The sequence below is a fragment of the Herbaspirillum aquaticum genome (genome assembly GCF_002213425.1).
Taxonomy (GTDB): Bacteria; Pseudomonadota; Gammaproteobacteria; order Burkholderiales; family Burkholderiaceae_D; genus Herbaspirillum; species Herbaspirillum aquaticum.
Map to the genome: position 1 here is coordinate 311,654 of NZ_NJGV01000002.1, position 22,289 is coordinate 333,942.

A 22,289-nucleotide genomic window follows, 5' to 3' on the forward strand; every position below is an offset into this window, starting at 1 on the left:
TTATTCCTTGATGAACTGGTAGCCCAGGCGGTAGACGGTCTGGATGCAGCTCTTGTCGCTGCCCAGCGCGGCGATCTTCTGGCGGATGCTGGAGAGGTGCACGTCGATGTTGCGGTCGAAGCGCGCCAGCGGACGACCCAGGCCCTGTTCGGACAAGGTTTGCTTGCTGACCGGCTTGCCGGCATTGCGGGCCAGCACTTCGAGCAGGTTGAATTCGCTGCTGGTCAGTTCCAGCGGACGGCCGTTCCAGGTGGCGCGGCGTTGTTCCGGCCACATCGACAGGGCGCCCACGGCCAGCGGCGAATAGGGCGCCTGCTCGCTGCTTTCGGCCGAGGCGCGGCGCAGGATGGCGCGGATGCGCGCGGCAATCTCGCGCGGCGTGCAGGGCTTGGGGACGTAGTCGTCAGCGCCCAGCTCCAGGCCGATGATGCGGTCGGTGTCATCGCCCTTGGCAGTCAGCATCACGACGGGCATGTTGCTCTTGGCGCGGATGCGGCGCAGGGTATCGACGCCGTTCAGGCGCGGCATCATCACGTCCAGCACGGCGATGGCGTATTGGCCGGTGAGCGCCTCGGCGGCGCCGGCTTCACCATCGTGGGCGACGTTGACTTCGAATTTTTCCTGCTCCAGGTATTCCTTGAGCATTTCGACGAGCTCCACGTCATCGTCGATCAAAAGCACTTTAGACATTGCTGCATTCCATTCTCGAATTGCCCTGCCTCCAGGCCGCAGGGCGTCGGCAGCCCGTAATATGCCGTAAAAGGTTTTGCAGAAGTGTTTCCAGCCTTCTTTACAATTGCATCTTTACATTCATTTACCGTGCTTGGCGGTGTGTCCGGACGCCGCTTGAACTCGCATTCCGGGGCCGGGAAGTTCACAAGTGCCTGCCGGCAACCCGCGCCCGGCCTGGCCCGCGCCGCAGCGCTGCCCACGCGGGCTTAACAAGACTTTACCCGGCTTTACGCAGCAGGCGTGAACTTAACACGCCTTGATGACCGATACTTTTGGCATGTACAAGGGAGCGATGCATGGGGCATCGCGCACAATAAGAAGGAGTCCGTCATGGCCATCAGCAGCGTGTCGTCCAGCAATTTCAGTCTTGCCGATCTGTCGGGGTTGTCCGGGACCAGCGGTTTTTCCACCAGCGCCAGCCCGCGTATGGATGCGCCGCCACCGCCGCCGCGCGGTGACAAGGGCGGGGGCCTGATCGGCGCGCTCAAGGATATCCTGTCCGCGCTGGGCGTGGATCTCGACAGTTCCGCCACCAGTGCCACCTCGGTGACGTCGGCGACCTCCACTTCCTCCAGCAGCAGCATCTCCTCAGCCAACGTCGATTCCAAGCTCGATGCCTTCCTGCAGGAATTGATGGCCGCCCTGAAGGGGCAGAACAATCCGCCACCGGGGCCGCCGCCGGCCAGCTCCACGTCTTCCTCGGACAGCAGCTCCAGCAGCGTGTCGGCCACCAGTGATACGAGCAGCACGAGCAGTACGAGCAGTACCGCCAGTTCAACCAGTACCGACACCACCGCACGCGCCTACACGCCGGGCGGTCGTCCGCCGCCACCGGGAGGCGGACTGGAGGCGGATCTCCAGAGTCTCATCTCCAGCCTCTCCGGCGACAGCAATGGCACTGACTCAGGTTCCGGTGACGGTACGGTGTCCTCGCTGCAAAGTGCGTTCAGCAACCTCCTCGGTTCCTTGGGGGCGTCGTCGTCCACGACCTCGCTCTCCAGCTTCCTGCAAAGCCTGCAGAGCAAGCTGGCCGCAGGCAAGACCACGGGCAACCTGATCGACACCACGGCGTGACGGCAAGGGCAGTGCCGGGTCCGCAGGCCATGCTAAGCTGCCGGCCATGAATGTTCCCGACCCTGCCGCCCTGGCTGGCATCATGGGCCTGATGTGCGAGGCCATCGCGCTGCGCGGCGCCGGGCAGCCCGAGGCTGCCATCGATGCGCTGGATCAGGCCTTGATGCTCGATGCCAGTTTCCTCCCGGTGCTCATGCAGCGGGCCAGCCTGTTGCATGAGACTGGCGATCTGGCGGGCGCCGCCGCAGCCTACGAACGCTGCCTCGACCTGGTGCCCGACTATGACGAAGCCCTTGCGGCCCATCGTGCCGTGCTGCAGCAGTGGACCAGTGCACTTGCAGATACTCCTCGGCCCGATGAGCGGGTCTTGCTGGCCCGACTGTATTACCAATTCGATCAACCGCTGCTCGCCCTGGCCGCCATCGAAGCTGCGTGCCCGCTGCCCGCGCTGGAGGGCCAGGCCCTGCATGCCGATATCCTGCTGCGGCTCAATCGCCATGAAGAGGCCTTGGCCTGCTATTGCGACGATGCCACCGACAGTGAAACGTGCGCCCTGATCGCCTTCAATCGTGCCGACATCCAGCGCCGCATGGGCCGCATCGACGCTGCGCAGGCCGGATATGAAGAAGCTTTACGCTGCCATCCTGACTTCCCTCAAGCCCGCGTGGGGCGTGCTCATATGCTGCTCACGCGCGGTGACTATGCCGAGGGCTGGCGCGAACATGAAGCGCGCTTCCAGATTCCGGAATTGGCCCGGCGCGCCATCGCCACGCCCAGCCCGCGCTGGCAGCCTGGCGAATCGCTCACCGGCAAACACGTCCTCATCTGGTCTGAACAAGGGCAGGGGGATTGCCTGCAATTTGCGCGTTACCTGCCGCTGGTGGCAGCGCAGGCGGCGCAGGTCACCCTGTGCGCACCGTCGGGCTTGCTGGCAGTGCTTGCGCCGTCTTTTCCGCAGGTGCGCTGCGTGGCCCATGTCAGCGAGGCTGGCCCGCACGATTGTCACGCTTCTCTGCTCAGTCTTCCGTATTTGCTGGATTTGCCGCATCCGGGCCAGGCGCCCTCCGCGCCTTACCTGACAGTGGATTCGGCGAGGCTGCAACAATGGCAGCAGCATCTCGCCGAGGGTGCGGATGCGGCGCCGCGCCGTCCGCGCATCGGGCTGGCCTGGGCCGGGCGTCAGTACGCCACCCCGCATCCCAGCCGCGATGTGCCGCTGGCCGAGTGGCTGCCCCTGTTTGAATTACCGGTGGAGGTGGTCAGCCTGCAGGTCGAGATCCCGTTAGCCGACCAGCGCGTGCACCAGCAATTGGCCGGGCGGCTCCGCAGCTTCCCGCTGGCGGACTGGGCCGATTCGGCAGCGCTGGCCTGCGCGCTGGAGTTGGTCATCAGCGTCGATACCGCCGTGGTGCACCTGGCCGGCGCACTGGGCTTGCCGTGCTTCCTGCCGCAGCGGCTGGAAGGCGAGTGGCGCTGGGGCGTGCAGGGCGAGCACAGTCCCTGGTATCCCTCGGTGAGGCTGTTCCGCCAGCAGCAGCGAGGGCAGTGGGGCAGCGTGGTCGAAGGGATCGTGGCCGCCTGCCGCGAACGCTTCGCCGGTTGGGACTGAGCGCGCTGCAAGCGGACAGGAAAACGGCTGCACAAGGCAGCCGTGGTCGCAGTCAGGGGATGCAGGAAGGGATCAGCGGCGATGCTGCTTCATCGCCGTCTGGATTTCGCGCTGGGTGTCGCGCTGCTTTTCGGTCTCGCGCTTGTCGTGCTGCTTCTTGCCCTTGGCCAGGCCGATGTCGCATTTGACGCGGCCTTTGCTGTAGTGCAAGTTCAGCGGCACCAGCGTGTAGCCGGAGCGTTCCACCTTGCCGATCAGCTTGCTGATCTCGGCGGCATTCAAGAGCAGCTTGCGGGTCCGGGTGGTTTCCGGATGCACGTGCGTGGAGGTGCTGGTCAGCGCACTGATGTGGCAGCCGAACAGGTAGACCTCGCCATTGCGCACGATCACGTAGGCTTCCTTGAGTTGCACGCGGCCGGCGCGGATCGATTTGACTTCCCAACCTTGCAAGACGAGGCCTGCTTCGAATCGCTCTTCGATGAAGTAATCGAAAAAGGCCTTTTTGTTATCAATAATGCTCATCTAAATAAAAATTCGTCTCGTCGGTTAAAATTGTGCCTTTGCGATTTTATCAAACGGATCACCCTCGATGGCAGTCGTACACAAAACCGTCCTGATCAACTATAGCGCGGAGCAGATGTTCAACCTGGTCGACAAGGTTGAGGATTACCCTGAATTCCTGCCCTGGTGTGGCGGTGTCGAGGTTTCCGAGCGCAGTGACGAGAGCCTCACGGCCAAGATCAAGATCAATTATCACGGCCTCAAGCAATCCTTCAGCACCCAGAATACCAACGTGCGCCCGACCAGCATGACCATGCGCCTGGTGGAAGGCCCGTTCAAGCATTTCGAAGGCCGCTGGACCTTCAAGCCGCTGCGCGAGGATGCCTGCAAGATCGAATTCGACATGGAATATGAATTTTCCAGCCGCATCCTGGAAGGGGTGATCGGGCCGGTCTTCAGCATGATCGCCAACAGCTTCGTCGATTCCTTCTGCAAACGCGCCGAACAGATATATGGCTGACGATGCCTTTTTGCAAGTCCAGCTCTGCTACGCCGCGCCCGGCCTGCAGATCCTGCAGGACCTGCAGGTAGCGCCCGGCAGTACCATCCAGCAGGCCATTTTGGATAGCGGCCTGCTGCGTGAGCAGCCAGCCATCGACCTGTCGGTATGCAAGGTCGGCATCTTCGGCAAGATCAAGACCTTGGACACGGTGCTGCGCGCACGCGACCGCATCGAGATCTACCGGCCGCTGATTGCGGACCCCAAGCAGTCGCGCCGCCGCCGTGCCGCGCACCGGGAGCAAGCGGGCCGCCCTTGAGCGGCGTTGCTGCCCGGCCCAACATCCCAGCCTTCCGGCATTTTTACGACGCCCGGAGGGAGAAACGCAAGTAGAGCAAGACGCGCGTTCAGCTTTTCTGTATAATTCGCTTTTGCGCCTATAGGAAATACTATGCGTCTTCTCCAAAAAGCACTCACGTTCGATGATGTGCTGCTCGTTCCGGCCTTCTCGGACATCCTCCCCAAAGACACTTCCCTGACCACGCGCCTGACGCGCAACATCTCGCTGAACATTCCGCTGGTCTCGGCCGCGATGGACACCGTGACTGAAGCCCGCCTGGCCATTGCCATGGCGCAAGAGGGTGGCATCGGCATCATCCACAAGAACCTGACGCCCAAGGAGCAGGCGCGCGAGGTTTCCAAGGTCAAGCGTTTCGAGTCCGGCGTGGTCCGTGATCCGATCACCATCCCCCCCACCATGAAGATCCGTGACGTCATCGCGCTGTCCAAGCAGCATGGCATCTCCGGCTTCCCGGTCGTGGAAGGCAAGGCACTGGTCGGTATCATCACCAACCGCGACCTGCGTTTTGAAGAAGAACTGGACGCAGAAGTGCGCGCCAAGATGACCCCGCGCGAGAAGCTGGTCTACGTCAAGGAAAACGGCTCCAGCGCCGATCCGGAAGAAGCCAAGCGCCTGATGAACAAGCACCGCCTGGAGCGCGTGATGGTCGTCAACGATGCGTTTGAGCTGCGCGGCCTGATCACCGTCAAGGACATCGAAAAATCCACCGAACACCCCTTCGCCTGCAAGGACGAACACGGCAAGCTGCGCGTAGGTGCGGCCGTCGGCGTCGGCCCGGACAATGACGAGCGCATCGAGCTGCTGGTCGCCGCCGGCGTGGACGTGATCGTGGTCGATACTGCCCACGGCCACTCCGCAGGCGTGCTCAACCGCGTCAAGTGGGTCAAGACCCGTTACCCGCACGTGGAAGTCATCGGCGGCAACATCGCCACCGCCGCTGCCGCCAAGGCACTGGTCGAGCATGGCGCGGATGCCGTCAAGGTTGGTATCGGCCCCGGCTCCATCTGCACCACCCGTATCGTCGCCGGTGTCGGCGTGCCGCAGATCTCGGCCATCGCCAACGTGGCTGAAGCCTTGAAGGGTACCGGTGTTCCGGTCATCGCCGACGGCGGTATCCGTTTCTCGGGCGACGTCGCCAAGGCGCTGGCCGCCGGCGCTTCGGCCGTGATGATGGGCAGCATGTTCGCCGGTACCGAAGAAGCGCCGGGCGAAGTGATCCTGTACCAGGGCCGCAGCTACAAGTCGTACCGCGGCATGGGTTCGCTGGGTGCGATGGCTGACGGTTCGGCCGACCGCTACTTCCAGGATGGCGACAACACCGCCGACAAGTTCGTGCCGGAAGGTATCGAAGGCCGCGTTGCCTACAAGGGTTCCGTCGTTGCGATCCTGTACCAGCTGGTGGGCGGCGTGCGCTCCTCCATGGGTTACTGCGGTTGCGCCTCCATCGACGACTTCCGCGAGCGCGCCGAGTTCGTCGAGATCACGTCGGCCGGCATGCGTGAATCGCATGTCCACGACGTACAGATCACCAAGGAAGCCCCGAACTACCGCGCCGAGTAATTTTCGATGCGGCCACAGCCCGACAGTCCACCGGCCCCGTGCCAGGCTGTCGGGCTGTTGATCTTTTCAGAAGTCCATTTTTAACGTAGCCAGACCTCACTGCCCATGTCCACGCATTCGCATTCGAAAATCCTGATCCTCGACTTCGGTTCCCAGGTGACCCAGCTCATCGCTCGCCGCGTGCGCGAAGCCGGTGTGTTTTCCGAGGTATTCCCGCATGACGTGACCGACGAGTTCGTGCGCAACTACGGCGCGGCCGGCGTCATCCTCTCCGGCGGCCCCAACAGCGTCACCGAAGGCGACACCCCGCGTGCCCCGCAAGCGGTCTTTGAACTGGGCGTGCCGGTACTGGGCATCTGCTACGGCATGCAGACCATGGCCGAGCAACTGGGCGGCAAGGTCGAGAACGGCCACCTGCGCGAATTCGGCTACGCCGAAGTGCGCGCCCATGGCCACACCAAGCTGCTGGAGAGCATCAGCGACTTCACCAATGCGCAAGGCCACGGCATGCTGAAGGTCTGGATGAGCCACGGCGACAAGGTCAACGAAATGCCCGCCGGCTTCAAGCTCATGGCCTCCACCGGCAACTGCCCGATCGCCGGCATGGCTGACGAGGAGCGTCGTTTCTACGGCGTGCAGTTCCACCCGGAAGTGACCCACACGGTGCAAGGCAAGGCCATGCTTGGCCGCTTCGTGCACGAGATCTGCGGCTGCCAGTCGGACTGGAACATGCCGGACTACATCGCCGAAGCCGTCGAGATGATCCGCCAGCAAGTGGGCAGCGATGAAGTCATCCTGGGCCTGTCGGGCGGTGTCGACAGCAGCGTGGCGGCAGCGCTGATCCATCGCGCCATCGGCGACCAGCTGACCTGTGTGTTCGTCGACCACGGCCTGCTGCGCCTGGACGAAGGCAAGATGGTCATGGAAATGTTTGCCAAGAACCTGGGTGTGAAGGTGATCCATGTGGACGCCACTGCGCAGTTCATGGGCCACCTGGCGGGCGTGACCGATCCGGAAGCCAAGCGCAAGATCATCGGCCGCGAGTTCGTGGAAGTGTTCCAGGCCGAATCGGCCAAGCTGACCAGCGCCAAGTGGCTGGCCCAGGGCACCATCTATCCGGACGTGATCGAAAGCGCCGGCAAGGGCAAGAAGACCGCCCACACCATCAAGAGCCACCACAACGTCGGCGGCCTGCCTGAAACGCTGAACCTGAAGCTTCTGGAGCCGCTGCGCGAACTGTTCAAGGATGAAGTGCGCGAACTGGGCGTGGCGCTGGGCCTGCCGCCGGAGATGGTGTATCGCCATCCGTTCCCGGGTCCTGGCCTGGGTGTGCGTATCCTGGGTGAAGTGAAGAAAGAGTACGCGGACCTGCTGCGCCGTGCGGATGCGATCTTCATCGAAGAGCTGCGAAATACGAAGGATCAAGACGGCCAGACCTGGTACGAAAAGACCAGCCAGGCGTTTGCCGTGTTCCTGCCGGTGAAGTCGGTGGGTGTCATGGGCGATGGCCGCACCTACGAATACGTGGTGGCCTTGCGTGCGGTGCAGACGCAGGACTTCATGACGGCGCACTGGGCGCATCTGCCGCATGAGCTGCTGGGGCGAGTGTCCAATCGCATCATCAACGAGGTGCGTGGCTTGAACCGGGTGGTGTATGACATTTCGGGGAAGCCGCCGGCGACGATTGAGTGGGAGTGATTGCAGGGGTGCTCCGCCCCGGCATTACGAAAAGTGTCTGCCTCGAAAAACCCGCTTTTTAGCGGGTTTTTTCACATCAAGATGGGGGCATTACGCCGATATCGTTGGTGGCATACCCGTGAATTGGCATTGTTGGGCAAAGTCACGATCTCAATCCTTCATGCCGCCCTCTAGCGCGGATGTCTTCACGCCAAATCCACTTCCGCTGCGACGCCGCGGTGGCCCGCGAACTGGCAATGTACTTCGATACCATGGAAGGGGCGGAGTGCACCTGCGAAAGCCAGACCATCGCCAATGTGCTGGTCGCACCCAAGGTCTACCGCAAGCCATACCGTCAGCGCAAACAGCCCCTTACTGACGTCCCGGCAGGATGGTCGGCGTAGCACGCGGCAAGGTGCGCGGATAGTCCTGGCTGAAGTGCAGTCCACGGCTTTCCTTGCGCATCAGTGCGCTGGAGACGATCAGCTGCGCCACATCCACCAGGTTGCGCAGCTCCAGCAGATCGCGTGAAATGCGGAAGTTGGCGTAGTACTCGTCAATCTCTTCCTTGAGCAGGCGGATGCGGTGCTGGGCACGTTCCAGCCGCTTGTCAGTGCGCACTATACTGACGTAATTCCACATGAAGCGGCGCAGTTCGTCCCAGTTGTGGGCGATCACCACTTCCTCGTCGGCATCGCTGACACGGCTCTCATCCCATTGCGGTACTTCGGCGATGCGCCAGGTTCCCGCTGACAATTCCCGTTCAATATCCTCGGCAGCCGAGCGGCCCAGCACCAGGCATTCCAGCAGCGAATTGCTGGCCAGGCGATTGGCACCGTGCAGCCCGGTATAGGCCGTCTCGCCGACCGCATACAGGCCCGGCAGGTCGGTGCGGCCGGCCATGTCGGTCACCACGCCGCCGCAGGTGTAGTGCGCGGCCGGCACCACCGGAATAGGCTGGCGCGTAATGTCGATGCCGAACTCCAGGCAGCGCGCCTGGATGGTCGGGAAGTGTTCGGCGATGAAGGCGGGGCTTTGATGGCTGATGTCCAGGTCCACATGGTCCAGCCCGCGCTTCTTCATCTCGAAATCGATGGCGCGCGCCACGATGTCGCGCGGGGCCAGTTCGGCGCGCTCGTCATGCTCCGGCATGAAGCGCTGGCCCGCCAGGGCGCCCGCCGACGCCGGCAACTTGAGCAAGGCTCCTTCACCGCGCAAAGCCTCGCTGATGAGGAAGGATTTGGCATACGGGTGATACAGGCAGGTCGGGTGGAACTGGATGAATTCCATGTTCGCCACCCGGCAGCCTGCACGCCAGGCCATGGCGATGCCGTCGCCGGTGGCCGAATCGGGGTTGGAGGTGTACAGGTAGACCTTGCCGGCCCCACCCGTGGCCAGCACCGTGCGCCCGGCTGCAATGGCCAGCACGCGGCCGCTGGCGGTGTCCTGCACGTGCACGCCCAGGCAGCGCGGCTCGGCCTTGGGGTCGAGCTTGCGGGCGTGGATCAGGTCGATGGCGCAGTGATGTTCCAGCAGGGTGATGTTGGGATGGGCGCGTACGCGCTGTTCCAGCGTCACCTGAACCGCGTGGCCGGTGGCATCGGCGGCGTGGATGATGCGGCGTTGGCTGTGGCCGCCTTCGCGGGTGAGGTGATAGCCCAGCTCGGCGCTGTCGTCACGGGTGAAGGGCACGCCTTGGGAGATCAGCCATTCGATGGCCTCGCGGCCATGTTCGACGATATAGCGCGTGGCGCTCTCATCGCACAGCCCGGCACCGGCGACCAGGGTGTCGCCGATATGCTGGGCGTGGCTGTCGCCGGAATCGAGCACGGCAGCAATGCCGCCTTGCGCCCAGTTGCTGGCCCCGTCCAGCAGCTCGCCCTTGGAAACGACCACCACCTGGTACTTCTCTGCCAGATGGAGGGCCACGGAAAGACCGGCCAGACCGCTGCCGAGGATGGCGACATCACACTTCATGATCGTGAGCAAAGCTGCTGTTGTGGAGGGAGACGGTGATTATAGCGGCATGCCGTGGGCATATTGTTTATATCGTTTCCGGCATCAGGGTCAAGTTTCTGTCCCCTCGAAAAAAAACGGGCCCCGATCTGCATCGGGGCCCGTTCACGTCATGCGAGTGAGTGCAACGATTACTGCGGAATTACCGGTTTGACCTTGGCCGCAGCCTGCTTGGCGCGGATGCGTGCGGTTTCGACGCTGTCACCGGAGGCCAGGGCCACCCCCATGCGGCGGCGGGCGAAGGATTCCGGCTTGCCGAACAGGCGAATGTCGGCACCGGGGATACGCAGCGCCTCAGCCACGCCATCGAAGGCGATGCCACGGGCGTCATGCTGGCCGTAGATCACGGCAGAGGCACCGGGGCTCCTGAGGGCGGTATTGACCGGCAGGCCGAGGATGGCCTTGGCGTGCAGTTCGAATTCGCTCTGCACCTGGCTGACCATGGTGACCATGCCGGTGTCATGCGGACGCGGGCTGACTTCGGAGAACCAGACCATGTCGCCCTTGACGAACAGCTCCACGCCGAACAGGCCCAGGCCGCCGAGGTTCTCCGTGACCTTGCGGGCGATGTCGCGGGCCTTTTCCAGCGCGGCGCTGGGCATGGGGTGCGGCTGCCAGGACTCGACATAGTCACCCTTGACCTGCACGTGGCCGATGGGGTCGCAGAAGCTGGTGATGGTGTCGCCGTTTTCGTTCAAGGAGCGCACCGTCAGCAGGGTGATTTCATAGTCGAAGTCGATGAAGCCTTCGACGATCACGCGGCCGGAATCGACGCGGCCACCTGCTGCGGCGTAGTTCCAGGCGGCTTCGATTTCGTCGGGGCCGTCAATCTTGGATTGGCCCTTGCCGGAAGAAGACATGACCGGCTTGATCACGCAGGGGAAACCGATCTGGTCGATGGCAGCCTTGAGTTCTTCCAGGCTGTCGGCGAAGCGGTAGGGAGAAGTCGCCAGGCCCAGGGTTTCACCGGCCAGGCGGCGGATGCCTTCGCGGTTCATGGTCAGCCAGGCAGCGCGCGCGGTCGGAATCACGCGGGCGCGGCCGGCTTCTTCCAGCTTGACCAGGGTCTCGGTGGCAATGGCCTCGATCTCGGGCACGATCAGGTCGGGCTGCTCCTGCTCGATCAGTGCGGCCAGGGCGGCACCGTCGGTCATGTTGATCACGTGGGCGCGATGGGCGACCTGCTGGCCAGGTGCGTTCTCATAACGGTCAACGGCAATGACTTCCACGCCCAGGCGTTGCAGGGCGATGATGACTTCCTTGCCGAGTTCGCCGGAGCCCAGCAGCATGACTTTGGTGGCGGAAGGAGACAGCGGAGTGCCGAGTCGGATTGGTTTTTTCATATCGGGGGGAGTGTGTCAGCGGGGGGCGCTGATGCAGTGCGAGAATCAATCACGGGCGGACGATACCAAATCTTGCGGGGTTTGGACAGTCGCAATATACCTAGTTCAGGCAAGAAGTATCGGCGAAAAATTGCTTATTTTTCCTTGGGGAAATGAATTTTGGTGGCGGTCCCGAAATGGATCGAATAACGTCGCTCTTTTCCCTCTTTTTTGCATCTAATAAACGCAAATGATGTTTACTCCTGCGAGATGAGAACTTGAGGCTGTACTCGGCTCGAAGGTCAGGTCACAGTCGCTCTTATCGATGGAAAGGAGAGAGCAAATGCCTAAAATGAATGCATTGATGTCACTTCGGGGTAATGCTGTCATGGCCAACCTGACTGTCCGGAATCTTCCTGATGAAATCCACCGCGCATTGCGCGTGCGCGCTGCTCGGCACGGACGCAGTACGGAGGCGGAGATCCGCGAAATATTGACCATGGCCGTCAAGCCCGAGGGACATTTGCGACTTGGCGACGCGCTTGCCCAAATGAATCGCGAGCTTGGCCTCACGAATGAAGATGTGGCAGCGTTGGAGGAGCTTCTTGACCGCAGTCCTGCAGAGCCGATGAGGTTCGAATGATCGTGCTCGACACCAATGTCGTCTCGGAGGCCATGAAGCTTCAGATGAACCCGGCCGTGCAAGCTTGGCTCAATGCACAGGCCCCAGACACGCTCTACCTCACCAGCATCACTATCGCCGAATTGAGATTTGGTATTGCCAGCATGCCTGCCGGACGACGTCAGCCTTCCAGCTCCAAGTCCAGCATCACCCCCGACAACGCCTTCCCATGCGCATCCAGCGCCAGTGAGCGGGTAACCCCGCCGCCCAGCGCCTGCTGCATCACGAAGTTCAGCGCGCCCAGATGCGGCAGCGCGTGGCGCACCACCTCTCCATGGACCACCCCGGCAAAATGCGCGCGCACGCGTTCGGCTGTCAGGGTGCGCTCCAGCAGCGCATAGTCCTCCTGCCGATAGGCGATCACGGAGATATTCGACATGTCGCCCTTGTCCCCGGCACGTGAATGAGCAATCTCTCTGAGCAGCATCTCAGGCCTCCTCGATGAAAACGGATGGATGTACCAGCGTGCGCGGCAGCAGCAGCGACAGCACGGCAATGACTTCGCGGGCCGACTTGGTGGCACCGCCGCCACCGGCCGGGCCGTTGGTATAAAGCGTCTCGACTTCGTTGCCGATGCGAACCGCCTCTTTCATGCTGGCCGTACGTCCGGTTACGCGCAGGCGGACTTCCTGCGGCTCGGGTGCATGCGCCGACATCTGCTCACCGGCGATGGCATTGATGCCGATCAGGTCCACGCGCAGCTCTTCGGTCTGCACGCCGGTGAGCGCCAGCCGCTCGCGCACGATCTCGCCGGCCAGTTGCGCACGTGCTTGCGCGCCAGGCCCGGCATACGAGATCTGGCCTTCGCCGATGAAGCTGTCGCGGTAGCCCAGCGTGGTCTTGAGCGTCTGCGGTCGCGCACGACCACGGCCGCCGGTGACGGCCACGCGGTCCGGCCCGACTTCTTCGATGCGCACTTGCGAGAAATCGGCAATGACGTCCGGCGTGAAGTAAGCGCTCGGATCATGGATTTCATAGAGCAATTGCTCCTTGCAGGTGCATGCCGTGACCTGCCCGCCGGAACCCGCCACCTTGGTGATAACGGCACTGCCATCGGCCTTCACTTCGCCGATGGGGAAGCCCAGCCTTGCCAGGCCGGCCACATCCTTCTTGCCGGGATCGGCAAAGTAGCCGCCGGTCACCTGTCCGGCGCACTCCAGCAGGTGGCCGATGAGGGTGCCCTGGCCGAGCTTGTCCCAATCATCGGCGGCCCAGCCGAATTCGTGCACCAGCGGTGCCAGCACCAGCGCGGGATCGGCCACGCGGCCGGTGATGATGACCTGGGCACCGGCCTGCAGTGCTTCGACGATGGGGGCGATACCCAGATAGGCATTGGCCGAGATGAGGCGGCTACCCAGCGAAGCGACCGGCTGGCCATTGTCCTCGATGCGCCATTGGCCCTGCTGCACGGCTTCCAGCACGTCGTCTCCGGCCACGGCCGCCACCTTCAGCCCGCTCAAGCCCAGTTCGCGCGCGATCTCGCGCACGCGTTGCGCCGCCGCCAGCGGATTGGCCGCGCCCATATTGGTGATGATGCGGATGCCTTGCGCGGCGCAGGTCTTGAGCACCGCATGCATGCGCTCGGCCAGCAACGGGTCATAACCTTTGCTGGGGTCTGCCAGCCGGGCTTGCTGGCCGATGGCGATGGTACGCTCGGCCAGGCATTCAAAGATCAGGTAATCCAGCTGGCCATGTTCGGCCAGTTCGGCGGCCGGCTCGATACGGTCGCCCGAGTAGCCGGCACCGGCGCCGATGCGCACGGTGCGCTGTGGATCTTGGGTCATGCGCTTCTCCAAAACAGGGTGTTGCACTTCCAGTGGTCCGCGCTCAGAACAGCGGGAACAGCCCCAGTACCACGCAGGCGATGGTCATCACCACGGAAGCACCGAAGAGGAAGGGAATGGTGTATTTCTGGTGGTCCGCCAGTTCGATTCCGGCCAGGCCGCACACCAGGAAGGTGGCCGGCGTGAGCGGGCTGACCGGGAAGCCGGTCGTCATCTGGCCCAGCAGCGCGGCCTGGGCCACCTGGATGGTCGGAACGCCCAGCATGTGGCTGACCTCGGCGATCACCGGCAGCACACCGAAGTAGAAGGAATCCGGATCGAACAGCAACGACAGCGGCATCGACAGCAGCCCCAGCACTACCGGGATATGGCCAGCCATCTCGGGCGGAACGACACCGACGGCGGTCTTGGCCATGGCCGAGAGCATGCCCGACTTGGTCATGATGCCGGTGAACACACCTGCTGCAAAGAGGATGCTGGCCATTAGCAGCGCCGCCTTGGCGTGGGCGTCGATGCGCTCGCGCTGCATGGCCACATCACGGTAATTGATCATCAGCGCCAGCACCACGCCGATCATGAACATCACCACCGGATCGACCTTGCCGCTGATCATCACGCCCAGCACAAAGACCGTCAGCACGATGTTGGCCCAGAAATTCTGCGGGCGACGGATCTTCAGTTGCGCTTCGCTCAGCTCATGCTGCTGCACGAAATCGACGGTCGATCCCTTGCCCAGCCCGAGCCGGCGCTCTTCCTTCAGGCCCAGCAGATACGAGGCGATGAACACGAAGGCCAACCCCACCAGTTGCACCGGCACCAGCGGCGTGAAGATGTCCGAGACCGGGATATGCAGCGCTGCCGAGGCACGAATCATCGGCCCGGTCCACGGCAGGAAGTTCACGCCCGCCGCCATCGAGGCCACGCAGGCGAGGATGCGCTTGTCGATACCCAGCCGCGTGTACAGCGGCAGCATGGCCGGGATGGTGATCAGGAAGGTCACCGCGCCCGAGCCATCCAGGTGGATCAGCAGCGCCAGCAGCGCCGTGCCCGGCACGATGCGGGTGGGGCGGCTGCCCACGGTCTTGAGGATGCGGCTGATGATCGGGTCCAGCATGCCGGCGTCAGTCACGATGCCGAAGAACAGGATCGCAAAGACGAACATCCCTGCCACCGGCGCAATGGCGGTCACGCCCTGGACGATGAACTTGGAGGTCTGCAAGCCGAAACCGCCGACCAGCGCGGCAATGATGGGGATGGCGATCAGCGCCACCAGGGGCGACATCCTCTTGGTGAGGATGGCCGTGAACAAGGATACGATCGTGACAAAGCCGAGCAGGGCCAACATGCGTGTCTCCGGTTTTTTTGATGTGATGTTCTTGTCGTGTCAGCACATCCGGCGCCGGTTTGTCCGTTTTTCTGCTTCAGCTTCTGTACATGATTCCGTACAGGGTGCGCGGATGTGAGCAGGGCGAGTGTAGGTGGCGGCCGATTTTGTTGTAAAGTCGCTTTTTTCGATTGATTGACCGGTTTTCCAGCATAATTCAATCCCATCTTCCGCCATGCACGCCAACCTCTCCACGCGCCTGTTGCACGCCTTCCTGGCCCTGGCCGACTGCCGCCATTTCGGCCATGCTGCCGAACGCTGCCATGTGTCGCAGTCCGCTTTCAGTGCCATGATCCAGAAGCTGGAAACCGCCACCGGCGCGCGCCTGTTCGAGCGCGATACCCGCAACGTGAGCCTGACGCCCGAAGGTGAAGTATTTGTCGAAGTGGCGCGCCAGCTGGTCGCGGACATGGAGGCGGCGCTGGCGGACATGAATGATTACGTCGCGCGGCGCAAGGGCAGGGTGGCCATCGCGGCCCTGCCATCGCTGGCGGCGGGCTGGCTGCCACCGGTGCTGGCGGCTTACCGGCAGCGCCATCCGGGGGTGGCGGTGGAGCTGTTCGATGCCATATCGGACCAATGCCTGGACCTGCTGCGCCAGGGCAAGGCCGATATCGCCCTCACCGCACCGGGCCCCAACCTGATGGAGTTCAAGACCCAGCCGCTGTGCGCCGACCCGTTCTACCTGGTCTGCCGCAAGGACCATGCGCTGGCCGGCAAGCGTCGCATCAAGGTGGCCCAGTTGGCCGGGTGCGAAATGATCCACCTGGCGCGTTCGACCAGCGTGCGCCAGCATCTGGATGCCGTGCTGCGGCCGGGCACGGTGATCCACACCGGGCTGGAGGTCGAACACCTGGCCACGCTGGCGGCCTTGATCGAAAGCGGCCTGGGTGTGAGCGTGGTCCCGGAGCTGACGCTGTTCCAGTTCCGCCTGCCCAACCTGGTGTCCATCCCGGTGGATGCGCCCGAGCTGGTGCGTCCACTGCTGATCGTCACGCCCAAGGAGCGCAGCCTGTCCATTGCTGCGCAAGGCCTGCTAGATCTGGTCCAGGCCAAGGCGCGTGCTGAAGGCGGCGCACCTGCGCGACGCAGCCGCAGACCACCGGCGTCCTAGAACAATTCCATGGCCGGCAAGTCGGGTTCGCGCACCAGGTGGCGGTGCTCCTGTTCCACGTAATCGATGACCACCTGCGAGATCACCTCGGCCGCCTCATGGGCCGGCAGGATGATCGAAGTCTCGCCTGCCATCTGCGCCAGCGCGGCATTGCGGCGTACGACGGCATCCTGGATGCGGTCCACGCATTGCCTGACCACGTCCTGGAACTGCAGATGGCCCAGCATGTTGGCCGTGGTCGCCACCAGTTCCTCGCCATGCGCCATCATCTGCGCGTATTGCTGGTCACCGGTGTCGCGCACGTGCTCGAAGCTGGACCGCAGCCTGCCCACGGCCTCGGCGGTGGCGGCGATGCGATCGAGGTCCGAGGCCGATTGCGCGGTATTGCCGCCCAATTCGTCCTGCAGGGTCTTGCGCACTTCCGAGAGCGTGGTACGGATACGCGCCGCCGCCGTATGCGAATTGGCCGCCAGGTTGCGGACTTCCGAGGCGATCACCTTGAAGGCCGCGCCTTGCGGACCGGCACGGCTGGCCTCGATGGCGGTGTTGATCGACAACAGGTGCGACTGCGTGCTGATGCCTTGTACGCTCTGTGCCAGGTCCGAGAGGTTGTCGATCTCCTCGGCGATGCGGCCGATGCTCTCGACGTCGCGGCGCATGCGCTCAGGCAGGCTCTTGAGGAATTCCGTCATGGCGACCAGGGCATCGACCGTTTCCAGCATTTCGTCACGTACGCGTTCGTTTTCCTGGCTGGCACGCTGCATGCGCTCCAGCAGTTGCGCAGAGCGGTCGCACAGGGCCCGCGCTTCGCTCATGATGGCCAGCGATGAGTTTTCCGTCTGTTCGACTGCGCCCTTGAGGCGCACGGCGATTTCTTCATCGAGCTGCATGCTGGCCACCAGCGCGGCTTGGCAGTTCGGTCCCGGTTCTGCCGGCTGCTCCGGCATGGCGCGTCCCCGGGTGCGCCAGGCATGGATGATTCCCACATCAGGCTCCCGGCAAGACCTGCTTGACGATCTTGAGCAGCTCCGCGCCCGGCACCGGCTTGACCATCCAGCCGCTGGCGCCGGCACTGCGGGCTTCATCGCGCTTGGCCTGCTGGCTCTCGGTACTGAGCACCAGGATGGGCGTGAAGCGGAAGCCCGGCAGGGCGCGCGCCTTGCCGATGAATTCGATGCCGCCCATGTTGGGCATGTTGATGTCGGTGATGATGAGGTCCGGCTTGGGCGCCTGGCCCAGTCGGGTGAGGGCGGCCGCGCCGTCGTTGGCGGTGATGACCTTGAAACCGGAAATTTCGAGATTGTTTTTCAGGCTCAGGATCATGGTGCCTGAATCGTCCACTACCAGGATGGTCTTGCTCATGTGGGTACTCCTTGCGGGTTGATGCTGCTTGTCTGGTTCGTCTGGTTCGTCTTGTTCGCTTTCTGTGGACGCGGCGTAGGCGGCACAGGTGGGCTCAATGCTGCGGCAAGGCCGCCCGCAGCCATTCACCGAGTTCCGGCGCGGCCGGCCAGGCGCTGATGCTGGCGGTGCCCGCCATCAAGACCTGCAGGCAGGCCGTATGCATATGCTCGCAGGCCGAAAGGTCTACCGGGGCCGCCGGATGGCCGGCCACCAGGGCCAGCAGGCCCTCGGCATCCTCCACGGCCAGTACGCCCGCACAGTGCAGGGTGTCGTCCTTGAATTCGATCGTCATTTCAGCAGCTCCTTGGGGTTGATGACCATCAGCACCGATCCGTCGCCCAGGAGGGCCGAACCGGCGTAGGCCGTGAGGCCGGCGAGCACCCCCGAGAGGGGCTTGAGGATCACTTCCACGACCTCCCTGAAGTCATCGATCACCAGCCCCAGGTATTGCCCGTGCACGCGCAGGATCAGGGTGGCCCATTCGTCGTGCTCGTTGCAGCACTGCGGTGTGTCCAGCCCGAGCAGGCTGTTCAGTTCCAGTAGCGGCACGATGCGCCCGCGCAGGACGGCCGCATTGTGCTGCTTGATGCGATGCACGTCGGCGGCCGGCACGCGCACCGTTTCCACCACGGCGTCCATCGGCAAGCCGTACTGCACACCGCCGGACTGCACGATCATCACGTTGGTTACCGCCATCGACAGCGGCAGCGACAGTTGCAGGCGAGTGCCCTGGCCGGCCTGACTCTCCAGCTGCACGCTGCCGTGCAGGCGTTCAATGGCGGTGCGGACCGCATCCATGCCCACGCCCCGTCCGGAGAGATCGGTGACGGCCTCGGCCGTGGAGAAGCCCGGCAGGAACACCAGGTTCACGGCCTCGCGGTCGCTCATCCTTTCCAGTGCCGCTTCATCCACCAGGCCGCGTGCATAGGCTTTGCGGCGGATCACGGCGGGGTCGATGCCGCGCCCGTCGTCGGCGATCTCGATGACCACGCAATCGGCTTCCTGGCGTGCGCTCATGACCAGCTTGCCGGTGGCCGGCTTGCCGGCGGCGCGGCGTTCTTCGGGCGTTTCCATGCCGTGGTCCAGCGCATTGCGCACCAGGTGGACCAACGGATCGGCCAGGGCCTCGATGACGTTCTTGTCGGCCTCGGTGGTCTCGCCTTCGAGCAGCAGTTGCACCTCCTTGCCCAGCTTGCGTGCGATGTCGCGGACCAGGCGCGGGAAGCGCTGGAACACGAAGGACACCGGCATCATGCGCACCTGCATGATGGCATCCTGCATCTCCTCGACGATGCGGTTGATGACCGCATGCTGGGCCCGGATATCGCGCCCCAATTCGCGTTCGCCGTACTGGTTCTCGGCACGGGAGGCCAGGTAGGGCAGGCCGTTGCGGGCCACCACCATCTCGCCGATCAGATTCATCAGGCGGTCCACTTTTTCCTGTTCCACTTTCAGGACCCGCGCGCCATTGCTGTCCTCGGCGCGGCGTCCGAAGTTGGCCGGAACATCGGCGTCGACCGCAGCCGGCGGCAATGCTGCGGCCGCCGGGGCAGCGGCCACCGCGACGGGTGCGGCGATCCCTGTTGCAGTGATGTCTTCCTGCAGATCAGCCTTTCCGATCACCTCGTCCACCTCGGCGACCGCCTGCACTTGCGCATGGCGCTCGATCCAGGCCACCAGCGGCGCCACGCTCGATTGCGCCAGGGCTTCCTCGGCGCAGGCCTCCAGTGCCGGCAAGACATCCATGCGTCCGACGGCGCGCATGCAGTTGGCGATGGTCGTCACGGCAGCCTTCAGATGGCCCGGGACCCAGGGCGCTCCTTCGAGCGCCCACAGTGCATCGTTCTGGGTCTGCACGATCATGAGTGCATCGTTGGCCCGGGTCTGGTCCTTGACCTCGATGGCGGCCGCCGGCAGGGCGGTGATCCAGAACTGCCCCGGCACGTAGCGGAAATGTTCATCCAGCAGGCCGCGGTCGGCCGTGGCGACTGCCTGGAACACCAGGTTGGCGCGATAGGCATCCAGCTCGGCCAGGGCCGGCCAGGCGCTGCCGGGCAAAACGCAGCGCCACAGCACGCCCGGCATCTGCGTAGCAAGGCGCAGTGGATCCTCGCCCTTGAAGAAGCATTCAGGTTCCGGCGTGTATTCCACCCACAGCAAGGTCTCGCCGTTGCGGGCGGCGTCGGCCCAGGCCATGCGCAGGCTGGCCGGCACCCGCGCCAGTGACTCGGCCATGCGGCTGCGGGCCGCCTCTTCAGCCGCGCGCCGGGTTGCCTGGTGCGCATCCTGGCCGGCTTGGGCCAGCTGCATCCCGCAGCGCTGACGCAGGCGCGCCACCAGCTCTGCACACGGGGCCGCCTGGGCCGGGTCCGGCTGGCCGGCCAGCTCGATGTCGTCGAACTGGCGCGCCACGAAGTCCATCGCCTCCAGCAGCAGGTCGGCCATCTCGCGGTCATAGGCGGCCTGGCCGTCGCGTACCGCGCTCATCAGGTCTTCGGCCGCGTGCAGCACCCGGAACATCTCGGGAAACTCGAACAGTCCGCAGTTGCCCTTGAGCGTATGCACCACGCGGAACAGGGACTCCATCAATTCAGGGTCGTCCGGTTGCCGCTCCAGGGCCAGCAGGCGGCTGGCGATCTCCTGCAGGCCGTCGCGCGACTCCTGCATGAATTGCAGCAGCAGGGGAGAGAAGGCGGTCGTCATTGCGTTTCTCCCAGCATCAGTTTCACGTTGCGCAGCAGCGGCACGGGACGCGCCGGCTTGACGATGTAGAGGTTGGCACCCGCCTCAAAGGCCTTGCGGCGATCGCATTCCTGAGCTTCGGTGCTGACCATGATGGCCGGCGCCTGGGGAATGTCGTGCTGGCGCAGGGCGCGCAGGAAGGAGTAGCCATCCATTTGCGGCATGTTGACGTCGACCACGTACAGGTCGAAGGGATGCTGGCCTTCTGCGCAGGCGGCCAGCGCCGTTTCCAGCGCCTCCAGCCCGTTGCTGGCTTCGCGCACGGTATAGCCGGCGTCCTCGAAGATGGCCCGTTCATACAGACGGACGGTGGCAGCATCGTCCACGATGAGGATATGTTTCATGCTTGCTCCAATGGCTTCTGGTAGACGATCGCTTGTGCAAATTTGCGGATCGCAAACAGCGATGAGATGCGGCTCATCGACTCCGAGTGGCCCAGGCAGATGAAACCGCCCGGGCGTAATACGTCATAGAAGGCTTCAGCGGCACGGCGGCGCGAGGCGTCGTCGAAATAGATCAGCAGGTTGCGGCAGAACACCAGGTCGTAGTTGCGGTAGGCAGCGACTTCATTGCGTTCGTTCAGGTTGACGCGGGTGAAGGCCACCACTTCGCGCAGGCTGCGGTTGATGCGCCAGTTTTCGCCCTCGCGGGTGAAATACTTCTGCAGCCAGGCTGCCGGCAGCTGGTGCACGGCGCGCGGCGAATACAGGCCGGCCTCGGCCTGGGCCAGGATGCGGGTGTCGATGTCCGAGGAGACGATCTCCACGTCCCAGCGCGCCAGTTCCGGCCAGCGTTCCAGCAGGTACATGGCCACCGTATAGGCTTCCTCGCCGGAAGACGACGGCATGATCCAGATGCGCATCGGTTCGCCGCGCGGCTTGCGCGCCACCAGCTCGGGCAGCATCGACTGCACCATGCAGTCGAACTGGTAGTGCTCGCGCATGAAGTAGGTCTCGTTGACCGTCATCTCGTTGACCAGGCGCTGCCATTCGCGGCCCGAGGTCTCGAAGCGCAGCAGCGAGAAGTACTCGCGGAAATCGGCACAGCCGGCAGCCTGGATGCGGTCGATGAGGCGTTTGTCGACGAAGTAGCGTTTGGTCGATTCGAAGTGGATGCCGCTGCGCCGGTAAAAATATTCACGGAAGCGCTCGAAGTCTTCGGCGCTGATGCTGCTGGCGGGGGTTTCTGCAGAAACGTTCATTACGCGCCCCGTCCAAGCCGATTCAGCAGCAGGCGCCCGGCAAAGGTGATGTAGGGCTCGTCGGCAAAGCGGCGCATGAGCGTGGTCACCGGGCCGATGGCCGCCGACGTGCCGATGGTGGTCAGCACTTCCAGTGCCGCGCCACAGACGTTGACATCGGTCTCGGCATCGATCAGTTGCAGCAGCCAGTCTTCCACCCGCGCATGGCGCAGCGTGTCGAGGATGCCCACGGCCAGGATGCGGATATCGGTCTCGGGATCGATCAGCATGTGGGCGATCACCGGTGCCACCTGTTCGGGCATGCCGCGCAGCAGGTCGATGGCGGCGTTGCGCAGCCAGGCGTCTTCGCTGCGCAGGCAGCCGGCCAGGGCTTGCACGGCCTCGTCGCCGGGCGTGGCCGCCAGCGAATCGAGCAGCGCCGTGCGCACGGCCAGGCTCGATTCGCGTTCCAGGGCATCAAGGATGACCGGCACTGCCTCCGGCTGTCCGGCCAGGGTCTGGGCCGCACTGCGGCGCAGCGCCGGGTCGGCCGCCTGCAGGCTGGCCAGGGCCGTGGCGCGGGCTACCTCCGGGATACTGGCGCTGGACATTCCTGTGGACTTGTTCAAGGGCATGATGGGTTCCGTA

General features: G+C 63.9%; 22 protein-coding genes and 1 pseudogene. 9 read left to right on the forward strand and 14 right to left on the reverse strand.

Translation table 11 applies throughout. The features are described from left to right. Positions 1-690 carry a response regulator transcription factor gene (locus CEJ45_RS03780; RefSeq protein ID WP_039788247.1) on the reverse strand — a complete coding sequence of 230 codons (690 nt, stop codon included), beginning with the start codon at positions 688-690 and terminating at the stop codon, positions 1-3. 372 nt (positions 691-1,062) lie between these two features. Here CEJ45_RS03780 and CEJ45_RS03785 point away from each other — a divergent pair, with 372 nt between their 5' ends. Together CEJ45_RS03785 and CEJ45_RS03790 are read left to right on the forward strand one after the other, a co-directional pair. Then, a complete protein-coding gene (locus CEJ45_RS03785; protein ID WP_088753874.1) occupies positions 1,063-1,806 on the forward strand; it encodes a hypothetical protein in 744 nt (247 codons plus the stop codon). 46 nt (positions 1,807-1,852) lie between these two features. Further along, a complete protein-coding gene (locus tag CEJ45_RS03790) occupies positions 1,853-3,415 on the forward strand; it encodes a tetratricopeptide repeat protein (RefSeq protein WP_088753875.1) in 1,563 nt (520 codons plus the stop codon). Between the two features lie 72 nt (positions 3,416-3,487). Here the strand turns inward: CEJ45_RS03790 and smpB are convergent, their stop codons facing one another. Beyond that, entirely contained in the window at positions 3,488-3,937 is a 450-nt protein-coding gene (gene smpB / locus CEJ45_RS03795; RefSeq protein WP_088753876.1) for an SsrA-binding protein SmpB, read from the reverse strand. 67 nt (positions 3,938-4,004) lie between these two features. Between smpB and CEJ45_RS03800 the strand changes: the two genes are divergently transcribed. The 4 genes from CEJ45_RS03800 to guaA all read left to right on the forward strand — a co-directional run bounded on the left by CEJ45_RS03800 (position 4,005) and on the right by guaA (position 8,034). Then, positions 4,005-4,436 carry a type II toxin-antitoxin system RatA family toxin gene (locus CEJ45_RS03800; protein WP_013234181.1) on the forward strand — a complete coding sequence of 144 codons (432 nt, stop codon included), beginning with the start codon at positions 4,005-4,007 and terminating at the stop codon, positions 4,434-4,436. Further along, positions 4,429-4,734, forward strand: coding sequence for an RnfH family protein (locus tag CEJ45_RS03805; protein WP_088753877.1), 306 nt, complete (start codon positions 4,429-4,431; stop codon positions 4,732-4,734). Before CEJ45_RS03800 ends, CEJ45_RS03805 begins: the two co-directional genes overlap by 8 nt. 132 nt (positions 4,735-4,866) lie before the next feature. After that, positions 4,867-6,336 carry an IMP dehydrogenase gene (gene guaB / locus CEJ45_RS03810; RefSeq protein ID WP_088753878.1) on the forward strand — a complete coding sequence of 490 codons (1,470 nt, stop codon included), beginning with the start codon at positions 4,867-4,869 and terminating at the stop codon, positions 6,334-6,336. Positions 6,337-6,441: 105 nt separating this feature from the next. Then, entirely contained in the window at positions 6,442-8,034 is a 1,593-nt protein-coding gene (gene guaA / locus CEJ45_RS03815; protein WP_088753879.1) for a glutamine-hydrolyzing GMP synthase, read from the forward strand. Between the two features lie 351 nt (positions 8,035-8,385). Here the strand turns inward: guaA and nadB are convergent, their stop codons facing one another. Then, positions 8,386-9,990, reverse strand: coding sequence for an L-aspartate oxidase (gene nadB / locus CEJ45_RS03825; RefSeq protein ID WP_088753881.1), 1,605 nt, complete (start codon positions 9,988-9,990; stop codon positions 8,386-8,388). Between the two features lie 170 nt (positions 9,991-10,160). Further along, positions 10,161-11,372, reverse strand: coding sequence for a formate-dependent phosphoribosylglycinamide formyltransferase (purT, locus tag CEJ45_RS03830; protein ID WP_088753882.1), 1,212 nt, complete (start codon positions 11,370-11,372; stop codon positions 10,161-10,163). Positions 11,373-11,739: 367 nt separating this feature from the next. Between purT and CEJ45_RS03835 the strand changes: the two genes are divergently transcribed. Both CEJ45_RS03835 and CEJ45_RS03840 read left to right on the forward strand, forming a co-directional pair. Next, complete coding sequence (locus tag CEJ45_RS03835) at positions 11,740-11,994, forward strand: FitA-like ribbon-helix-helix domain-containing protein (RefSeq protein ID WP_088754032.1); 255 nt, start codon at positions 11,740-11,742, stop codon at positions 11,992-11,994. Next, positions 11,991-12,158 (forward strand): annotated as a pseudogene (locus CEJ45_RS03840) (PIN domain-containing protein); the annotation flags it as partial. The gene CEJ45_RS03835 and the pseudogene CEJ45_RS03840, both read left to right, overlap by 4 nt. On the opposite strand, the gene CEJ45_RS03845 reads toward CEJ45_RS03840, so the two are convergent. The 3 genes from CEJ45_RS03845 to CEJ45_RS03855 are packed head-to-tail and all read right to left on the reverse strand — an operon-like array spanning position 12,155 to position 15,162. Further along, the gene (locus CEJ45_RS03845; protein WP_088753883.1) at positions 12,155-12,460 is read right to left on the reverse strand and encodes an AtuA-related protein; all 306 of its coding nucleotides are present in this window, start codon (positions 12,458-12,460) and stop codon (positions 12,155-12,157) included. The pseudogene CEJ45_RS03840 and the gene CEJ45_RS03845 overlap by 4 nt on opposite strands. A gap of 1 nt (position 12,461) precedes the next feature. Next, positions 12,462-13,817: an acyclic terpene utilization AtuA family protein gene (locus CEJ45_RS03850; RefSeq protein ID WP_088754033.1), complete on the reverse strand. Its 1,356-nt coding sequence runs from the start codon at positions 13,815-13,817 to the stop codon at positions 12,462-12,464. A gap of 43 nt (positions 13,818-13,860) precedes the next feature. Further along, positions 13,861-15,162 (reverse strand): CitMHS family transporter, encoded by a 1,302-nt coding sequence (locus tag CEJ45_RS03855; RefSeq protein ID WP_088753884.1) that lies wholly within the window; start codon positions 15,160-15,162, stop codon positions 13,861-13,863. A 214-nt stretch (positions 15,163-15,376) separates the two neighbouring features. Here CEJ45_RS03855 and CEJ45_RS03860 point away from each other — a divergent pair, with 214 nt between their 5' ends. After that, on the forward strand, positions 15,377-16,315 hold the full coding sequence (locus CEJ45_RS03860; RefSeq protein ID WP_088753885.1) for a LysR family transcriptional regulator: 939 nt from the start codon (positions 15,377-15,379) through the stop codon (positions 16,313-16,315). Here CEJ45_RS03860 and CEJ45_RS03865 read toward each other — a convergent pair. The 7 genes from CEJ45_RS03865 to CEJ45_RS03895 all read right to left on the reverse strand — a co-directional run bounded on the left by CEJ45_RS03865 (position 16,312) and on the right by CEJ45_RS03895 (position 22,276). Continuing rightward, positions 16,312-17,301: a methyl-accepting chemotaxis protein gene (locus CEJ45_RS03865; protein WP_158214890.1), complete on the reverse strand. Its 990-nt coding sequence runs from the start codon at positions 17,299-17,301 to the stop codon at positions 16,312-16,314. The two genes, CEJ45_RS03860 and CEJ45_RS03865, sit on opposite strands and share 4 nt — an antisense overlap. A 1-nt stretch (position 17,302) precedes the next feature. Then, positions 17,303-17,677 carry a response regulator gene (locus CEJ45_RS03870; protein WP_088753887.1) on the reverse strand — a complete coding sequence of 125 codons (375 nt, stop codon included), beginning with the start codon at positions 17,675-17,677 and terminating at the stop codon, positions 17,303-17,305. A gap of 94 nt (positions 17,678-17,771) precedes the next feature. Continuing rightward, the gene (locus CEJ45_RS03875) at positions 17,772-18,011 is read right to left on the reverse strand and encodes a hypothetical protein (RefSeq protein ID WP_088753888.1); all 240 of its coding nucleotides are present in this window, start codon (positions 18,009-18,011) and stop codon (positions 17,772-17,774) included. Next, a complete protein-coding gene (locus tag CEJ45_RS03880; RefSeq protein ID WP_088753889.1) occupies positions 18,008-20,422 on the reverse strand; it encodes a chemotaxis protein CheA in 2,415 nt (804 codons plus the stop codon). The genes CEJ45_RS03875 and CEJ45_RS03880 overlap by 4 nt, the downstream gene beginning before the upstream one ends. Continuing rightward, positions 20,419-20,805 (reverse strand): response regulator, encoded by a 387-nt coding sequence (locus CEJ45_RS03885; protein ID WP_088753890.1) that lies wholly within the window; start codon positions 20,803-20,805, stop codon positions 20,419-20,421. Before CEJ45_RS03885 ends, CEJ45_RS03880 begins: the two co-directional genes overlap by 4 nt. After that, entirely contained in the window at positions 20,802-21,662 is an 861-nt protein-coding gene (locus CEJ45_RS03890) for a CheR family methyltransferase (RefSeq protein ID WP_088753891.1), read from the reverse strand. Before CEJ45_RS03890 ends, CEJ45_RS03885 begins: the two co-directional genes overlap by 4 nt. Beyond that, entirely contained in the window at positions 21,662-22,276 is a 615-nt protein-coding gene (locus CEJ45_RS03895; protein WP_088753892.1) for a HEAT repeat domain-containing protein, read from the reverse strand. Before CEJ45_RS03895 ends, CEJ45_RS03890 begins: the two co-directional genes overlap by 1 nt. Positions 22,277-22,289 lie beyond the last annotated feature (13 nt).

What these genes read in the sequence shown, in the direction of transcription:
- guaA (WP_088753879.1), top strand. Translation starts at nt 6,442, where the DNA reads ATGTCCACGCATTCGCATTCGAAAATCCTGATCCTCGACTTCGGTTCC.
- nadB (WP_088753881.1), bottom strand. Translation starts at nt 9,990, where the DNA reads ATGAAGTGTGATGTCGCCATCCTCGGCAGCGGTCTGGCCGGTCTTTCC.
- CEJ45_RS03895 (WP_088753892.1), bottom strand. Translation starts at nt 22,276, where the DNA reads ATGCCCTTGAACAAGTCCACAGGAATGTCCAGCGCCAGTATCCCGGAG.
- smpB (WP_088753876.1), bottom strand. Translation starts at nt 3,937, where the DNA reads ATGAGCATTATTGATAACAAAAAGGCCTTTTTCGATTACTTCATCGAA.
- CEJ45_RS03890 (WP_088753891.1), bottom strand. Translation starts at nt 21,662, where the DNA reads ATGAACGTTTCTGCAGAAACCCCCGCCAGCAGCATCAGCGCCGAAGAC.
- CEJ45_RS03800 (WP_013234181.1), top strand. Translation starts at nt 4,005, where the DNA reads ATGGCAGTCGTACACAAAACCGTCCTGATCAACTATAGCGCGGAGCAG.
- purT (WP_088753882.1), bottom strand. Translation starts at nt 11,372, where the DNA reads ATGAAAAAACCAATCCGACTCGGCACTCCGCTGTCTCCTTCCGCCACC.
- CEJ45_RS03885 (WP_088753890.1), bottom strand. Translation starts at nt 20,805, where the DNA reads ATGAAACATATCCTCATCGTGGACGATGCTGCCACCGTCCGTCTGTAT.
- CEJ45_RS03850 (WP_088754033.1), bottom strand. Translation starts at nt 13,817, where the DNA reads ATGACCCAAGATCCACAGCGCACCGTGCGCATCGGCGCCGGTGCCGGC.
- CEJ45_RS03860 (WP_088753885.1), top strand. Translation starts at nt 15,377, where the DNA reads ATGCACGCCAACCTCTCCACGCGCCTGTTGCACGCCTTCCTGGCCCTG.
- CEJ45_RS03870 (WP_088753887.1), bottom strand. Translation starts at nt 17,677, where the DNA reads ATGAGCAAGACCATCCTGGTAGTGGACGATTCAGGCACCATGATCCTG.
- CEJ45_RS03780 (WP_039788247.1), bottom strand. Translation starts at nt 690, where the DNA reads ATGTCTAAAGTGCTTTTGATCGACGATGACGTGGAGCTCGTCGAAATG.
- CEJ45_RS03790 (WP_088753875.1), top strand. Translation starts at nt 1,853, where the DNA reads ATGAATGTTCCCGACCCTGCCGCCCTGGCTGGCATCATGGGCCTGATG.
- CEJ45_RS03880 (WP_088753889.1), bottom strand. Translation starts at nt 20,422, where the DNA reads ATGACGACCGCCTTCTCTCCCCTGCTGCTGCAATTCATGCAGGAGTCG.
- CEJ45_RS03785 (WP_088753874.1), top strand. Translation starts at nt 1,063, where the DNA reads ATGGCCATCAGCAGCGTGTCGTCCAGCAATTTCAGTCTTGCCGATCTG.
- CEJ45_RS03845 (WP_088753883.1), bottom strand. Translation starts at nt 12,460, where the DNA reads ATGCTGCTCAGAGAGATTGCTCATTCACGTGCCGGGGACAAGGGCGAC.
- CEJ45_RS03835 (WP_088754032.1), top strand. Translation starts at nt 11,740, where the DNA reads ATGGCCAACCTGACTGTCCGGAATCTTCCTGATGAAATCCACCGCGCA.
- CEJ45_RS03855 (WP_088753884.1), bottom strand. Translation starts at nt 15,162, where the DNA reads ATGTTGGCCCTGCTCGGCTTTGTCACGATCGTATCCTTGTTCACGGCC.
- CEJ45_RS03805 (WP_088753877.1), top strand. Translation starts at nt 4,429, where the DNA reads ATGGCTGACGATGCCTTTTTGCAAGTCCAGCTCTGCTACGCCGCGCCC.
- CEJ45_RS03875 (WP_088753888.1), bottom strand. Translation starts at nt 18,011, where the DNA reads ATGACGATCGAATTCAAGGACGACACCCTGCACTGTGCGGGCGTACTG.
- guaB (WP_088753878.1), top strand. Translation starts at nt 4,867, where the DNA reads ATGCGTCTTCTCCAAAAAGCACTCACGTTCGATGATGTGCTGCTCGTT.